The organism is Pseudorhizobium tarimense (assembly GCF_022968135.1).
Lineage (GTDB): Bacteria > Pseudomonadota > Alphaproteobacteria > Rhizobiales > Rhizobiaceae > Neorhizobium > Neorhizobium tarimense.
The window spans coordinates 188,280-202,326 of sequence record NZ_JALJRA010000007.1; the positions used below are offsets into that span (position 1 = coordinate 188,280).

The 14,047-nt window shown below is 62.1% G+C and carries 14 protein-coding genes and 1 other annotated feature; of the genes, 4 read left to right on the forward strand and 10 right to left on the reverse strand.

Features of this window, described 5'->3' with window-relative positions; all coding sequences use genetic code 11:
* Positions 1–254 precede the first annotated feature (254 nt).
* From aspS to MUU54_RS10390, 3 genes are all read left to right on the forward strand, one after another.
* A complete protein-coding gene (gene aspS, locus MUU54_RS10380) occupies positions 255–2,045 on the forward strand; it encodes an aspartate--tRNA ligase (protein ID WP_247243943.1) in 1,791 nt (596 codons plus the stop codon).
* A 125-nt stretch (positions 2,046–2,170) separates the two neighbouring features.
* Positions 2,171–2,497, forward strand: coding sequence for a DUF1236 domain-containing protein (locus MUU54_RS10385; protein ID WP_247243944.1), 327 nt, complete (start codon positions 2,171–2,173; stop codon positions 2,495–2,497).
* Positions 2,498–2,601: 104 nt separating this feature from the next.
* Positions 2,602–2,659: a sequence feature (sul1 is cis-regulatory element that is thought to sense ions involved in sulfur or methionine metabolism; They are found in Alphaproteobacteria), on the forward strand.
* Between the two features lie 71 nt (positions 2,660–2,730).
* On the forward strand, positions 2,731–4,215 hold the full coding sequence (locus MUU54_RS10390) for a SulP family inorganic anion transporter (protein ID WP_247243945.1): 1,485 nt from the start codon (positions 2,731–2,733) through the stop codon (positions 4,213–4,215).
* Between the two features lie 46 nt (positions 4,216–4,261).
* On the opposite strand, the gene MUU54_RS10395 is transcribed toward MUU54_RS10390, so the two are convergent.
* From MUU54_RS10395 to MUU54_RS10420, 6 genes are all read right to left on the reverse strand, one after another.
* Entirely contained in the window at positions 4,262–5,473 is a 1,212-nt protein-coding gene (locus tag MUU54_RS10395) for an MFS transporter (protein ID WP_247243946.1), read from the reverse strand.
* A 58-nt stretch (positions 5,474–5,531) separates the two neighbouring features.
* Positions 5,532–6,515: an AraC family transcriptional regulator gene (locus MUU54_RS10400; RefSeq protein ID WP_247243947.1), complete on the reverse strand. Its 984-nt coding sequence runs from the start codon at positions 6,513–6,515 to the stop codon at positions 5,532–5,534.
* A 98-nt stretch (positions 6,516–6,613) separates the two neighbouring features.
* Positions 6,614–7,198, reverse strand: a complete 585-nt coding sequence (locus tag MUU54_RS10405) for a class I SAM-dependent methyltransferase (protein ID WP_247243948.1) — start codon at positions 7,196–7,198, stop codon at positions 6,614–6,616.
* An 87-nt stretch (positions 7,199–7,285) separates the two neighbouring features.
* Positions 7,286–7,660 carry a VOC family protein gene (locus MUU54_RS10410; RefSeq protein WP_247243949.1) on the reverse strand — a complete coding sequence of 125 codons (375 nt, stop codon included), beginning with the start codon at positions 7,658–7,660 and terminating at the stop codon, positions 7,286–7,288.
* 61 nt (positions 7,661–7,721) lie between these two features.
* Positions 7,722–7,985 (reverse strand): hypothetical protein, encoded by a 264-nt coding sequence (locus MUU54_RS10415; RefSeq protein WP_247243950.1) that lies wholly within the window; start codon positions 7,983–7,985, stop codon positions 7,722–7,724.
* A gap of 94 nt (positions 7,986–8,079) precedes the next feature.
* Entirely contained in the window at positions 8,080–9,273 is a 1,194-nt protein-coding gene (locus MUU54_RS10420) for an aq_1923 C-terminal domain (RefSeq protein ID WP_247243951.1), read from the reverse strand.
* Positions 9,274–9,470: 197 nt separating this feature from the next.
* Between MUU54_RS10420 and parC the strand changes: the two genes are divergently transcribed.
* Positions 9,471–11,729, forward strand: a complete 2,259-nt coding sequence (gene parC, locus MUU54_RS10425; RefSeq protein WP_247243952.1) for a DNA topoisomerase IV subunit A — start codon at positions 9,471–9,473, stop codon at positions 11,727–11,729.
* On the opposite strand, the gene MUU54_RS10430 is transcribed toward parC, so the two are convergent.
* The 4 genes from MUU54_RS10430 to MUU54_RS10445 are packed head-to-tail and all read right to left on the reverse strand — an operon-like array spanning position 11,730 to position 14,034.
* Positions 11,730–12,116 (reverse strand): type II toxin-antitoxin system death-on-curing family toxin, encoded by a 387-nt coding sequence (locus tag MUU54_RS10430; protein WP_247243953.1) that lies wholly within the window; start codon positions 12,114–12,116, stop codon positions 11,730–11,732.
* Positions 12,113–12,334 carry an AbrB/MazE/SpoVT family DNA-binding domain-containing protein gene (locus tag MUU54_RS10435; protein WP_247243954.1) on the reverse strand — a complete coding sequence of 74 codons (222 nt, stop codon included), beginning with the start codon at positions 12,332–12,334 and terminating at the stop codon, positions 12,113–12,115. Before MUU54_RS10435 ends, MUU54_RS10430 begins: the two co-directional genes overlap by 4 nt.
* A gap of 54 nt (positions 12,335–12,388) precedes the next feature.
* Positions 12,389–13,258, reverse strand: a complete 870-nt coding sequence (locus MUU54_RS10440) for a DMT family transporter (RefSeq protein ID WP_247243955.1) — start codon at positions 13,256–13,258, stop codon at positions 12,389–12,391.
* Between the two features lie 14 nt (positions 13,259–13,272).
* The gene (locus MUU54_RS10445) at positions 13,273–14,034 is read right to left on the reverse strand and encodes an arginyltransferase (protein ID WP_247243956.1); all 762 of its coding nucleotides are present in this window, start codon (positions 14,032–14,034) and stop codon (positions 13,273–13,275) included.
* Positions 14,035–14,047: the final 13 nt, after the last annotated feature.

Consider the following 14,047-nt stretch of genomic DNA (forward strand, 5'->3'; position numbering starts at 1 on the left):
CGGCCCGTCGCTGGACAGGTTCCCCGGTGCCGTCCATGTCTGGCGGTACGACAACGGAGGGAGGGCGGAGCAACGGAATGCGAGCGGAGCCTTCCGCGCCCGCCGATCGTGCGACATCACCTGGGCACGAAAGCCGGTTGCGCCTTGACAAAACAGGCCCGTCATGCGCTTTTCGCGCCGATTTTCTTGTCAGCTGACCGGCAGTGCTTCGCATGCCGCTTTTCTCAGCTTCGCACCAGTCCGGGATACCGATAATGCACCGTTACCGCAGCCACACCTGTGCCGCCCTCAGGAAGTCCGATGTCGGCTCCACCGTTCGTCTCTCCGGTTGGGTGCATCGCGTGCGCGACCATGGCGGCGTGCTGTTCATCGACCTGCGCGACCACTACGGCATCACCCAGGTTGTGGCCGATCCCGATAGCCCGGCCTTCAAGACGGCTGAAATGGTCCGCGGCGAATGGGTGATCCGCGTCGATGGCCTCGTCAAGGCTCGCACCGAGGACACCGTCAACAAGAACATGCCGACGGGTGAGGTGGAGCTCTACGCTCAGGAGATCGAAGTCCTCTCTGCCGCCAAGGAACTGCCGCTGCCGGTCTTCGGCGAGCCCGACTATCCAGAAGACGTGCGTCTGAAGTACCGCTTCCTCGACCTTCGCCGCGAAACGCTGCACCGGAACATCGTCAAGCGTACCCAGATCATCTCCGCCATGCGCACCGGCATGGGCGAGGCAGGCTTTGCCGAATATTCGACCCCGATTCTGACGGCCTCCTCGCCGGAAGGTGCCCGTGACTTCCTGGTGCCCTCGCGCATTCATCAGGGCAAGTTCTTCGCCCTGCCGCAGGCGCCGCAGCAGTACAAGCAGCTCCTGATGGTGGCAGGCTTCGACCGCTACTTTCAGATCGCGCCGTGCTTCCGCGATGAAGATCCGCGCGCCGACCGTCTGCCCGGCGAGTTCTACCAGCTCGACGTGGAAATGAGCTTCGTCACCCAGGAAGACGTCTGGGAGACGATGGAGCCGATGATGACCCGCGTCTTTGAGCAGTTCGCCGACGGTAAGCCGGTCACCAAGGAATGGCCGCGCATCCCCTACGATGTCGCAATCCGCAAATACGGCTCCGACAAGCCGGACCTGCGCAACCCGATCGTCATGGAGGCCGTCACCGACCATTTCGCCGGCTCCGGCTTCAAGGTCTTCGCCAACATGATCGCCTCCAACCCGAATGTCGAGGTCTGGGCTATCCCGGCCAAGACCGGTGGATCGCGCGCCTTCTGCGACCGCATGAACGCTTGGGCGCAGTCGACCGGCCAGCCCGGCCTCGGCTACATCTTCTGGCGCAAGGAAGGCGAGAAGCTGGAGGGCGCCGGGCCGCTTGCCAAGAACATCGGCGAGGAGCGCACCGAAGCCATCCGAACCCAACTCGGCCTCGATGAGGGTGACGCCTGCTTCTTCGTCGCCGGCGAACCGTCGAAGTTCTACAAGTTCGCAGGCGAAGCCCGCACCAAGGCCGGTGAGGAGCTGAACCTCGTCGACCGCGACCGCTTCGAGCTCTGCTGGATCGTCGACTTCCCATTCTACGAATGGAACGAGGAAGAAAAGAAGGTCGACTTCTCGCACAACCCCTTCTCGATGCCGCAGGGTGGCATGGATGCGCTGAACGGCGAAGATCCGCTAACGATCAAGGCCTTCCAGTACGACGCCGTCTGCAACGGTTTCGAGATCGCGTCCGGCTCCATCCGTAACCAGTCGCCAGAAACCATGGTCAAGGCCTTCGAGATTGCCGGCCTGTCGCGCGCCGACGTCGAAGAGCGCTTCGGTGGCATGTACCGCGCCTTCCAGTACGGTGCGCCTCCCCATGGCGGCTGCGCCTTCGGCGTCGACCGCATCATCATGCTGCTCGTCGGTGCCAAGAACCTGCGCGAAGTAACGCTCTTCCCGATGAACCAGCAGGCCCAGGATCTGCTGATGGGTGCGCCTTCGGAAGCAAGCCCGACGCAGCTGCGCGAGCTGGCGCTTCGGGTTATCCCGCCGCAGAAGAAGGACTGATCCTTCTCGGACTTAATAGACGGCGGCCTTTGGGTCGCCGTCTTCGCTTCGGCCGTTCTCGAGCGACTTCGGAACCTTCTTCTTGCTTCCGGATTGTCTGCCCGCAGATGAACAGGAGAAAGAACATGCGCATCCAGCTGCTCGCCGCATCCGCGGCATTCGTGATGATGTCCGGCGCTGCCTTGGCGCAAAGCACGATTATCGTGCAGGAGCAGCCTCCGGTCGTAACGGGATCCACGCTTGTCGTGCCGGGCGAAGTCCGCACCTATGTCATGGAGCAGACCGTGCCGTCCGTCACCTATCAGGGCGACGTCGTCGTCGGCACTGCACTGCCAAACACCGTCGAAATCCACACCGTCGACGGCTATAACGACTATGCCTATACAGTCGTCAACCAGCGCCGCGTGCTGATCGACCCGCAGACCCGCACCGTCATCCAGGTGCTCGACTAAGCTTTCACAGAAAGCCCGGTTCAGCCAACCGGGCCTTCTTCTTGGGCAACATGACAACCGTCAAGTTGCACTGCAGCACTCCTGCCGCTATAGAGCCTCCATCACAAGGACTCGGGTGAGACTCCCGGGTGGCTCTTCCGGCCGCCGATCCGCCGGACAACGCAAAGCATCATCTTCACCAAGGCCAGATTTTCTCTCCGGTCGATGCTTCACTTTGCGATATTTGCTCCAAGATGAATGGTTTTACCCACTACAAACGCGAATGGTTCTCCAATATCCGCGGCGACGTCCTTTCCGGTATCGTCGTGGCACTTGCCCTCATTCCAGAAGCGATTGGCTTTTCGGTCATCGCCGGCGTTGATCCGAAGGTCGGACTTTTTGCCTCCTTCGCGATTGCCTGCGTCTCCGCTTTCGTCGGCGGTCGTCCCGGCATGATTTCGGCCGCCACGGCAGCGACCGCCGTGCTGATGGTCACGCTGGTGCGTGACCACGGCCTTCAATATCTCTTCGCCGCAACCCTCCTGATGGGGCTCCTGCAGATCCTCGCCGGCTTTGCCAAGCTTGGCCGGGTCATGCGCTTTGTCTCCAAGTCGGTGATGACTGGCTTCGTCAATGCGTTGGCGATCCTGATCTTCATGGCGCAGTTGCCGGAGCTCATCAATGTGCCGGTCGAGACATACTGGATGATTGCTGCCGGACTTGCGATCATCTATCTCCTACCGCAGGTAACGACAGCCATCCCGTCGCCGCTGGTCGCGATCACCGTGCTGACGCTCATCTACCTCTATTCAGGGATGGAAATCCGCACTGTCGGCGATCTCGGCGAGCTGCCCTCGACGCTGCCGGTCTTCGCCTTGCCTGACCTGCCGCTTACCTGGGAAACCCTGCAGATCATCTTCCCCTATTCGATTGCACTCGCCGCCGTGGGCCTCCTGGAGTCGCTGCTGACGGCGAAGATTGTCGACGACATGACCGATACCAACAGCAACAAGAGTCAGGAATGCATCGGCCAGGGCGTCAGCAACATTGCCTCCGGCCTGATCGGCGGTATGGGCGGTTGCGCCATGATCGGCCAGTCTGTGATCAACGTCTCTTCGGGCGGCCGCGGTCGTCTCTCGACCTTTGTCGCCGGGGCTTTCCTGCTGTTCCTGATCCTGGTGCTGGATGATATCGTCCGCATCATTCCGATGGCGGCACTCGTAGCGGTGATGATCATGGTCTCGATTAACACCTTCTCATGGCGCTCGATCACGGATCTGCGCCGCAATCCGCTGCCGTCCTCGATCGTCATGCTGGCGACCGTCGTCACCGTCGTTGCCACCCACGATTTGGCAAAGGGTGTGCTGGTCGGCGTGCTGCTATCCGGCGTCTTCTTCGCCGGCAAGGTCTCGCGCCTCTTCCACGTCCGCTCCGAGGCAAGCGCTGACGGGACGGCTCGCACCTATCACGTCGATGGCGAGATCTTCTTTGCCTCCACCGAAAGCTTCATCAAGGCCTTCGATTTCGGCGAGCCGTTGAAGCGGGTGACGATCGACGTCAGCGAAGCCCATCTCTGGGACATCTCCGCCGTCGGCGCCATCGACGACGTGGTGCTGAAGTTCCGTCGTCACGGAGTGGAGGTCGACCTGCGCGGCCTTAACGAGGCAAGCGCCAGCATGGTCGACCGCTTCGGCCTGCACGACAAGGAGCACGCGCCGAAGGCAGTGGCGGGGCATTAAGCGAAACAGCCGGGGAGGGTAGTGCTCTCCGGCTGCCCCAAACATATCAATCGCGCGGCTGCAACACCGCAAGTAACAGTGTGGAGAGGGCAAGCAGGACGGTCAGGCTGAGCGGCCCCGTCGGCCCGAGCGTATCCACGACATACCCGCCGATCACGGCGCCGATCGTAATCGCCACCTGGAACGACACGACCATCAGGCTGCCTGCCGTTTCCAGCGCGTCGGGAGCCCCCCGCGACAGATTAGTTGGAAGCACGACCGGCGCCATTCCGAAGGCAAAGCCCCAAAGCGTGGCAAAGCCGAAGGCGATGACGACCTGTGCACCCCAGAGAACCAGGGCGAGTGCTGAAATCGCCATCAGTGCAGCCGTCACTCCAAGTGCCACCCGGATATTGGCATCCGCCATACGTCCGCCAGCGACATTGCCGACCACTGCCGCGATGCCAAAGCCGAGGAGCGTCAGGGCGATCAAACCGGTCGACAGATGCGTGACCTGTTCGAGGAACGGACGCACATAGACCGAGCCGGCAAAATGTCCCGTCATCAGCATCAGGATCGCAAGCATTCCCAGCTGTACACGGCGCCTTCGCACCAGCTGCCAGACGCCGCCAAGGCTGTTGCTTGTCGTTGCGCGCAAGGTCGGCAGGAAGAGCGCCTGCAGCAGCATAGCAAGAGCGGCAAGGCCCGCGGTCGCCGCCATGGCGCTGCGCCAACCCAACCAGTCGCTGATCAGCGCGCCCATCGAGGGTGCGGCGATGGTGGCGAGCGAAACACCGAGCGTTACAATCGCCATGCCTCGGCCTGTCGCACTGGCGCCCACCAGTCTCGCCACCACGGCAACCGACAGCGCCCAAAAGGCGCTGAGCGCGATGCCGAGGCCGGCCCGCCCGAGCAGCAGCAGCCAAAACTCGGTGGCAAAGGCCGCAAGCACGTTCGAGGCTATCGCCAGCGCGCTCAAGGAGACGAGGACCGTCTTGCGGTTCAACCGGCCGATCAGGACGTTGCTTAGCAGGGCCGTGACGGCGCCGACCGATGCGGTGGCGGTGACGACCTGTCCGGCCGTTCCCTCGCTGACGCCGAGATCGCGGGCCAATGGCGTCAACAGGCCGGCCGGCAGGAACTCGGCGGATACCAGGGCAAAACTAGTCGCCGCCATCGAAATAACCGCAAGCCAGGTGGTCATGCTCCAGGCGGCCGGTGGCGCGGCATCGAAGTCTAGCGCTGCTTCTTCAAGTTCTGAGGTGGTGGTATCGGTCATCTGAATGCCTCCAGGGTTTGAAGCATTCATAGTTCAACCGGGACGGACTATCAGCATCCTATAGTCCGATGTTCTTGCCTATTCGTCCGGATTTTGTGCGGCGCAGTATGCCGGGCGACACTTGCGTGATGCGCTTGAATGCACGTGAAAATGATGCTTCGGACTCGTATCCGAGGCGGGAGGCGACCTCGGCCACCGAAAGCCCGTTCTGCGCCAGCAGGTCGCGGGCAAGCTGCATGCGCAGGCGGGCAAGATAGCGCGCCGCACCTTCGCCCAAAATGGTGCTGAAGCGCTCGGCAAAGATCGACCGGGACTGGCCGGCAATGCCTGCAAGGGTTTCCAGCGTCCAGTTGCGGCCGGGGTGGCGATGCATGGCAACCAGTGCGCGGCCGATATGAGGGTCGCGGATGGCGGCAAGCCAGCCGGTGGTCGACGCACCGCTACAATTGGCCCAGCAGCGGATGAGCCGGGCAATCAAAAGATCGGCCATACGCGAGAGAACGGTTGCGCCCCCCATCTGCGGCTGTGCAGCCTCCGCCGTCATGGCAGCGAGCAGGGGGGCGATCAGCGGGTCGCTGCTAGCAACATCGCATCCCTTGATGATGGGCGGCATCAGGTCGATCAGGGGGTTCAGGGCGGACGCGCCGAGCACCATGGTGCCGCAGAGCAGCGTGCTGGTTTCGCCCTCGCCAGCCTGCACCACGTCGCAGACATTGCTCCCCAGATCGGTGACCCGGCAGCTCTTGAGCGTTCTGTCCATCACATCGGGTGCGCTTGCCATCCGATGGGCAATCCCCTGCGGCAACAGCACAAGATCCCCCTCGTGCAGTTCCTCCCAGCCTTGCGCTTCTGTATGGATCCAGCACGCTCCCTGGCTGACGAAGTGAAACCGGAGCAGCTTTTCGTCCGCATAAGTCACGCCCCAGGGGTGGCGAAGGTCGCACCGGTCATATTTAACCCCGCTCAAACGAAAATCCTGCAGGATCTCACTGAGCGAATCCAGCGGCATATGCGGTGGCGAGGTGGACGAACGGTCAATCATGCGGCAAGCATATTGATAATTCGTCCTAATGCAAGGCGATGCGCCCGCGTCTGCGGCTCCTGGCCGGCCAAACAGCCCGCAGTTTTGCACCCGCAGGGTCAACGAATCGCGGTCACCGCCAACCAACGGGTTTCCTTCCCGTCATAGGCGCCTCCAAGCCAAGCCTCGGTCTCGATGCTCGCCCACGGCGCGGCCTCGCTCCACAGGTCGAGCAATCTCTGTTCGGAGAGGTAGCTATAGTGGCGGCCGAGTGCATCGGTGCCTTCGCAAGCCCCGGCTTTGAAGTTCGCCCATGCAACGCCACAGTGACGTAGTGCACGATGAACCCTCTGGATGACACGAGGCAGATCAGATCTGGGAACATGTGTTAGCGAAGCGCAGGCGTAGACACCGTCATAGGCTTCTTTGGCGTCGAGTTGGTCGAATAGCATTGTTCTCACCGTTCGGCCCAGCCTTTCAGAGGCTATTGCCGCGAGCGCGGATGAACCATCGGTCGCATCGAGATCAAAGGCCGCCTGGATCATCGCCGCTGCATCGACGCCGGCGCCGGTCCCGAGCTCCAGCACCTTGCCGCCCGGCGGGCAGTGCCTAAGAAAGGAGAACAGTCGAGGGTTGCCAGCCCCCTCATTGGCAGCATAGGCAGCGGCATTCCGATTATAGAAGCCAAGCGTCTCGTTGCTCATGAGGTAATGGCGCTCGCCGAGTGGTTATTCAAAGCTCAAGGCCGGAAACGGCCATCCGCATAAGTGGGAGCGTCACCCGCTTCTTGGTCACCTCGTCGGCTGAGACCGCACGGTCAACTTGTTTCCGTCCGGATCGCGAAGATAGGCGACAAAGGCACCGTTTGGGCGTTCCGACGGCGGGGTTTCGATCGAAGTGCCGCCATACGCGACGCCGGCGTCATGCCAGGCGCGAACGTGGTCGGGGCTTGCGGCGGCAATGCCGATAGTCCCGCCATTGGCCGCGGTCGCTGGGTTACCGTCGATCGGCTTGGTGATCATCAGGCGCCCGCCCTCGTGAATATAGATCAGCCTGCCTCTGGCATCCGTCTCGCCGGGCGTGCCTCCAAGCGCCTTGAACATCGCACCATAGAAGGCTCTCGCCTTCTCCAGGTCGTTGCTGCCAATCATGATGTGAGTGAACATGTGGGTCTCCTGGCTCGCCTCCCATGGGCTGCTCTGGTTGCACCTCATCTAGCCGCATTCCCTAATGCACCGATTCCTCGTCCTCCTCGCCGAAAAACGACCGTATTCCGTCGCGCTCCGTGGTCGCGAGGAACTCCTCCCAGGCATCCTTGTCCGTTTCGAACGTATCCTCCCAAGTCGTCACGTCGTCCTCCTGGGAAATCACCTCGAGCGTCCAACCGTCCTCGCTGCCGGCCGGCCGGTGGATGTCGACAAGCACGGTGATGCCGTCGTCTTCGAACTCGCCCGAGAAATCGGAATGTTCCAGTTTAGGCTCCTTTGCCATTGCGGCATGCTCCTTCGTGCGGACGCTGCCGCCAATGTTTCTGGAAGATCTCCGGCGGCTGACGCCTGAGATGTGGTCTGGCCCTCGCCGCCGGTTACTCGGCCTGGTTCGCCTCGACCGTCACGCCCAGCACGTCCGGCAGCGTGTTGGGAGCGCCCATCGCCGCCCCCATGATCATCGGGAAGGGGACCGGATCGGCAGGCTGAGCGCTGATGGTAAAGCTGCCGGGATTGTCGAGATAGGCGTTGACCGCCTCGCTCACCATCGTCTGCAGCTTCGGCACGTTGTATTGCGCCAGGACGAGCGGCGTCATGCCCTTCAGCATCTGCGCCATTGTCTCGCCGGAAACGCCTTGTTCCTTGCCCGCGTAGTCGAGCGCCCGGTTGGTGATGCCGGCGTCCTCGAAGCGGATCTCGGCATTGTTGAAGGTCAGCCGCTGCATCAGGCCCAGCATCGCAAGCCCGGCGGCGTCCTTGCTCTTCTGATCGCCCTGCTGAGCCTGCGCCTCGCCAAGTTCGTTGACGGCATGCACGAAATCCATCGTGTAGCCGGAGAAGCTGAAGGCCATGGAAAGAGTGCCGACATCAGTGAAAGCGAGCGTATAATCTTCGATGTCCACGACACCCTGTCCGGCCTGCCAGTTGCCGGAAATTCTCATGCTGCCGTCAAGCGAGGTAAGGCCAAGCGCCTGTACGGCATCGCGCGATTTGGCATCCTCGATGGCGGAAAGATCCGCCTTGATCCCCTCCACCTCGACTTCAAACCCGACTGAGGAGTTGTCCTCGGCCACATCTGTCGTCGAGCGCGATGAGGCGAGGGAAAAAACGGTCTTGCCATCGACGGAGACGGTCGTCGGGCCTGCCGAAGCCTCTTCGTAGACAAGCACAGAGTCCAGCGTGTCGCCTGTGACATCCGCCGGAATGCTGACATTGCTCATGGTGATGTCGGAGACGGAGACCGTCGTCTTGTCCTCCGTCGCGTTGATGTCGGGGAAGTTCACGGTCTCGATGAAGTAGCCGCCGTCGCTCTCTTCCTGCACGCCTTCCAGCGTCACGTCGCCAAGCGGCGTGGCTTCCTGCTCCGCCACTGGCTTATAGGTCGCGCCCTTGAGTGTAACGGTTGTGCCGCTGACGTCTACAGACTGGGCATTGACCGGACTGCCGGCCATTCCCATCGCGGCATTGATCTTGGCCAGAAGATCGCCGCCATCGAGCGAGAAGGCCGGCCCCGCCATCAGCAGCAGCCCAGTTCCGGCCATCAGAATCCGCATCTTCGCTGCGTGGGACATCGTCATCCTCCATCTCGGCCTTCCGGCCATTGTTTCGTTCCTGCCAGTTATAGGAGGCGGCGGACAAACGTCCACCACCTAGTTGGATGCCAGGGAGGGGACAGGCGCTTTATGAACGGGGGCCCTGCGACCTTTCATCCACAGGCACTTGGCCTGCGAATCTTGCCGGAATTCAGGCTTTCCGCTAGTCAAGATCCATGGGACAAAATCTGACACCGCCGTCCGACGGCGAAGGCGGCGACCACATCCTTCCGGTCGATCTGAAGGCGGCGCTCGAAGAGCGCTATCTTGCCTATGCGCTGTCGACCATCATGCACCGCGCGCTTCCTGACGTCCGCGACGGGCTAAAGCCCGTCCATCGCCGCATCGTGCATGCGATGAGCGAGATGGGCATCCGGCCGAACTCCGCCTTCAAGAAATGCGCGCGTATCGTTGGCGATGTCATCGGTAAGTTCCACCCGCACGGCGACCAGTCGGTCTATGATGCGCTGGTGCGCCTCGCGCAGGATTTCTCGCAGCGCTACCCGATCGTCGACGGCCAGGGCAATTTCGGCAATATTGATGGCGATAGCGCTGCCGCCTACCGCTACACCGAAGCGCGCATGACCGACGTCGCAGCGCTTCTGCTCGAAGGGATCGAGCAGGACGCCGTCGACTTCCGTCCAACCTACAACGAGGAAGACGAAGAACCGGTCGTCCTGCCGGCGGCCTTCCCGAACCTGCTTGCCAATGGCGCCTCCGGCATTGCGGTCGGTATGGCAACCTCGATCCCGCCGCACAACGCCCATGAGCTTTGCGATGCGGCACTTCATCTGATCAAGCATCCGGACGCGACCGTCGAGAAACTTGTCGAATTCGTGCCTGGTCCGGACATGCCGACCGGCGGCATCATCATCGACAGCCGCGAATCCATCATCGAGTCCTACAAGACCGGCCGTGGTGGCTTTCGCGTGCGGGCAAAGTGGGAGACGGAAGATCTCGGCCGCGGCGGCTACCAGATCGTCGTCACCGAAATTCCCTACCAGGTGCAGAAGTCGCGGCTGATCGAAAAGATCGCCGAGCTCTTGATCGCCCGCAAGCTGCCGCTCCTGGAAGACGTCCGTGACGAATCCGCCGAGGATGTCCGCATCGTGCTCGTGCCGAAGAGCCGCACGGTCGACGCGACGCTCTTGATGGAATCGCTTTTCCGCCTGACGGATCTGGAAAACCGCTTCCCGCTCAACATGAACGTCCTGTCCATGGGCAAGGTGCCCAAGGTCATGGCGATCAACGAGATCCTGCTGGAGTGGCTTGACCACCGCAAGACCGTCCTGATCCGGCGCTCGAAGTTTCGTCTGGCGGCGATCGAGCGGCGGCTGGAAATCCTCGGCGGTCTGCTGATCGCCTACCTCAACCTCGACGAGGTAATCCGCATCATTCGTGAGGAGGACGAGCCGAAGCCGGTAATGGTCGCCAAATGGGATCTGACCGACATTCAGGCGGAAGCCATCCTCAACATGCGCCTGCGCAACCTGCGTAAGCTGGAGGAGTTCGAGATCCGCAAGGAGTTCGACGAGCTTACCCAGGAGAAAGCGGACATCGAAGCGCTGCTCGCCTCCGATGACAAGCTATGGCGGGTGGTTGAAGTCGAGATCCAGGACGTCAAGAAGAAGTTCGCCAAGGCAACCGAACTCGGCCGCCGCCGCACTCAGTTCGCCGAAGCGCCGGAAGCCGACGTCGAGGCGATCCAGCAGGCGATGATCGAGAAGGAGCCGGTCACCGTCGTTATCTCGCAGAAGGGCTGGATCCGTGCGCTGAAGGGCCATATCGCGGACACCGCCTCGCTCACCTTCAAGGAAGGCGACGCGCTAAAGCTCGCCTTCCCGGCGCAGACGACAGACAAGCTGCTGCTCGTCACCACCGGCGGCAAGGTCTATACGCTCGGCGCCGACAAGCTGCCGGGCGGCCGCGGCCATGGCGAGCCGGTCCGCATCATGGTCGACATGGAAAATGACCAGGACATCCTGACCGCCTTCGTGCACGACCCGTCGCGCAAGCTGATCCTCGCCTCAACCGCCGGCAACGGCTTCGTGGTGGCCGAAAGCGAGATGGTCGCTAACACCCGCAAGGGCAAGCAGATCATGAATGTTGGTATGCCGGACGAGGCAAAGCTCGTGGTGCCGGTCTCAGGCGATCACGTTGCGGTGGTCGGCCAAAACCGCAAGCTGCTCGTCTTCCCGCTCGTCCAACTGCCGGAGATGACCCGCGGCAAGGGTGTCCGCCTGCAGCGCTACAAGGATGGCGGCATTTCAGACGTGAAGTGCTTTGCGATCGACCAGGGTCTCACCTGGGAAGACAGCGCCGGCCGCCTGTTCACCAAGACCAATGACGAATTGGTGGAGTGGCTCGGCGACCGCGCCTCCGCCGGCCGCCTGGTACCCAAGGGCTTCCCCCGCAGCGGCAAATTTGCGGGGTGATCAGGGATAGGGGATGGTGTGGTCGCGCAGAAAGCGCGTCGCACCTTCCTCGTCGATCTCGCCTGCAGCGACGGCGAGGACAAAAGCAACTACTTCCGCCTGCGTTGCTTCGATCAGGTAGCCGTTGATGAGCAGGAATGTGAAGGCGGCGAGGTAGGCGGTGCGTTTGCTGCCGTCTGCAAAGGCATGATTGCGCGCAGAGCCATAGAGGTAGGCTGCGGCCAAGCGAAAGAGATCGTCTTCGCCGCTGTTCTTGTGAAGCGGGCGTGCCAATGCCGCCTCAAGCGCATTTTCATCGCGGACGCCGGGCAGACCACCGTGCTCTGCCAACTGCTCGCGGTGGATGATCTCGATTGCTGGCCGTGACAGCCATTTGAAAGTCGTCACTTGGCCAGCTCTCGCAGGGCAACCTTGTATTTCTGCATGCCCATGCGGGCAGCCTTTAGTTGCTCGGTGAGGTCGGCTTGCTCGGGCACAAGTGAGATGCTGCCGCCCTCCTCTCGGATTTCGAGTGTGTCTCCCGCCTTCAGGCCCAGGCGGTCGAGCACATTCTTCGGGATGATGATGCCCTCGGAGTTGCCGATCTTACGAATAGTGGCATTCATGATTTTATCCTCGTGTTATAACGGCGTTATAACACGAGGCCGCTCGGCAGGCAATCAAGCCTTGGCGAGCAACGGCGACCTTCGCCGCATCTGCCATACCGAATGCGCCACCAGCGCCAGCAGGAGGGTTACCCCACCGACAAGCGTCTGCGTCGTCGGCACCTCCGTGAAGATCATCCAGACCCAGATCGGCGCAAGAATCGTCTCGAGTAGGTAGAACATGCCGACTTCCGGGCCGCTGAGATAGCGTGGGCCGGTGGCAAGGCACCAGAAGGCGAGGGGGATCATCACCGCGCCGTCGAAGATGATCCAGCCGGGAGCGGCGACGTGGAAGCCGTCGTTTGCGACAAGGGCGAGGCCGATCACGGCCGGCAGGATCGTCGCCACCAGGGGAACGAAGCCCATGTCGCGCCGCGTCTTGCGGGCAATGGTGATGGCGCCGGCAAGCAGCGCCGAAGTCAGCGCCGCCAGAAGGTCGCCAAGAAGTCCGCCCACCTCCAGCCCACCGGAAATGATCAGCGCGACCCCTGCCACCATGACTGCCATGGTCACGACCGTCGAGACGGACGGCACTTCCTTCAGCACCAGCCACCCCAGCAAGGCCGCAAACATCGGCGTGAACGCGGCGATGAAGACGACATTGGCCGTTGCCGTATTGAACACGGCGCCAAGGAAGGTCATGGTGGAAAGCCCGTAGCAGAAGCCGGCAAGCACACCGGCACGGCCAGGGACCAGCACCGGCGGCCGCTTCCTAACTGCCCTCAGTACTGCCCAAAGCAGTAGCGCCGCCACAAGCGTGAAGATGCTGCGCAGTGCGATGACCGACCAGAGCTCGCCCTGGCCAAGCTTCACCAGCGGCACGTCGAAGGAAAGCGCAAGCCCGCCGATCGCGGTGAGCACGAGGCCCTTCTTGTGATCATTCATGTCGAGGACCGGCTCTAGCTTTCTGCCGCCGGATCGAAGCGTTCCCAGCCGCGCGCGGTCAGGTGCTCCTGGGGCTGGAAGCGCGTCTTGTAGCCCATCTTCGCCGATCCCTTCACCCAATAGCCTAGATAGACATGCGGTAGGCCAAGCGCACGGGTGCGGCTGATATGATCGAGGATCATGAAGGTGCCGAGCGAACGCTTCGTCAGTTCCGTCTCAAAGAAGGAATAGACCATGGAGAGCCCGTCGCTCATCATGTCGGTCAGCGCCACCGCCAGCAGTTCGCCCTTCGGCTTATCGCCGATCCCGTCGCCAGGCTCCCGTCGCCGGTATTCGATAATGCGGGTATTGACGTGGCTGTCCTCCACCATAATCGCATAGTCCAGCGCCGACATGTCCGACATGCCGCCCTGCTGATGGCGGTCATCAAGATAGCGCCGGAAGAGCGAGAATTGCTCCGTCGAGGGCTGCGCCGGATGGATCGTCGAGACGATGTCGCCGTTGGTGGCAAGCACGCGGCGCATCGAGCGCGTCGGTTCGAACGCGTCGGCGAGGATGCGCACCGAGATGCAGGCGCGGCAGGTCTCGCAGGCCGGACGGTAGGCGATATTTTGAGATCGACGGAAGCCACCCTGGGTGAGCAGATCGTTCATCTCTGCCGCCCGCGGACCGACGAGATGCGTGAAGACCTTTCGCTCCAATTGGCCAGGCAGATAGGGGCACGTTGCCGGGGCCGTCAGGTAGAACTGCGGGGAGGGGTTCGTCTGTGTGTTCATCGCGGCGCGACAG

What these genes read in the sequence shown, in the direction of transcription:
- MUU54_RS10390 (WP_247243945.1), top strand. Translation starts at nt 2,731, where the DNA reads ATGAATGGTTTTACCCACTACAAACGCGAATGGTTCTCCAATATCCGC.
- MUU54_RS10415 (WP_247243950.1), bottom strand. Translation starts at nt 7,985, where the DNA reads ATGGCAAAGGAGCCTAAACTGGAACATTCCGATTTCTCGGGCGAGTTC.
- MUU54_RS10395 (WP_247243946.1), bottom strand. Translation starts at nt 5,473, where the DNA reads ATGACCGATACCACCACCTCAGAACTTGAAGAAGCAGCGCTAGACTTC.
- MUU54_RS10385 (WP_247243944.1), top strand. Translation starts at nt 2,171, where the DNA reads ATGCGCATCCAGCTGCTCGCCGCATCCGCGGCATTCGTGATGATGTCC.
- MUU54_RS10410 (WP_247243949.1), bottom strand. Translation starts at nt 7,660, where the DNA reads ATGTTCACTCACATCATGATTGGCAGCAACGACCTGGAGAAGGCGAGA.
- MUU54_RS10400 (WP_247243947.1), bottom strand. Translation starts at nt 6,515, where the DNA reads ATGATTGACCGTTCGTCCACCTCGCCACCGCATATGCCGCTGGATTCG.
- MUU54_RS10445 (WP_247243956.1), bottom strand. Translation starts at nt 14,034, where the DNA reads ATGAACACACAGACGAACCCCTCCCCGCAGTTCTACCTGACGGCCCCG.
- MUU54_RS10435 (WP_247243954.1), bottom strand. Translation starts at nt 12,334, where the DNA reads ATGAATGCCACTATTCGTAAGATCGGCAACTCCGAGGGCATCATCATC.
- aspS (WP_247243943.1), top strand. Translation starts at nt 255, where the DNA reads ATGCACCGTTACCGCAGCCACACCTGTGCCGCCCTCAGGAAGTCCGAT.
- parC (WP_247243952.1), top strand. Translation starts at nt 9,471, where the DNA reads ATGGGACAAAATCTGACACCGCCGTCCGACGGCGAAGGCGGCGACCAC.
- MUU54_RS10405 (WP_247243948.1), bottom strand. Translation starts at nt 7,198, where the DNA reads ATGAGCAACGAGACGCTTGGCTTCTATAATCGGAATGCCGCTGCCTAT.
- MUU54_RS10440 (WP_247243955.1), bottom strand. Translation starts at nt 13,258, where the DNA reads ATGAATGATCACAAGAAGGGCCTCGTGCTCACCGCGATCGGCGGGCTT.
- MUU54_RS10420 (WP_247243951.1), bottom strand. Translation starts at nt 9,273, where the DNA reads ATGTCCCACGCAGCGAAGATGCGGATTCTGATGGCCGGAACTGGGCTG.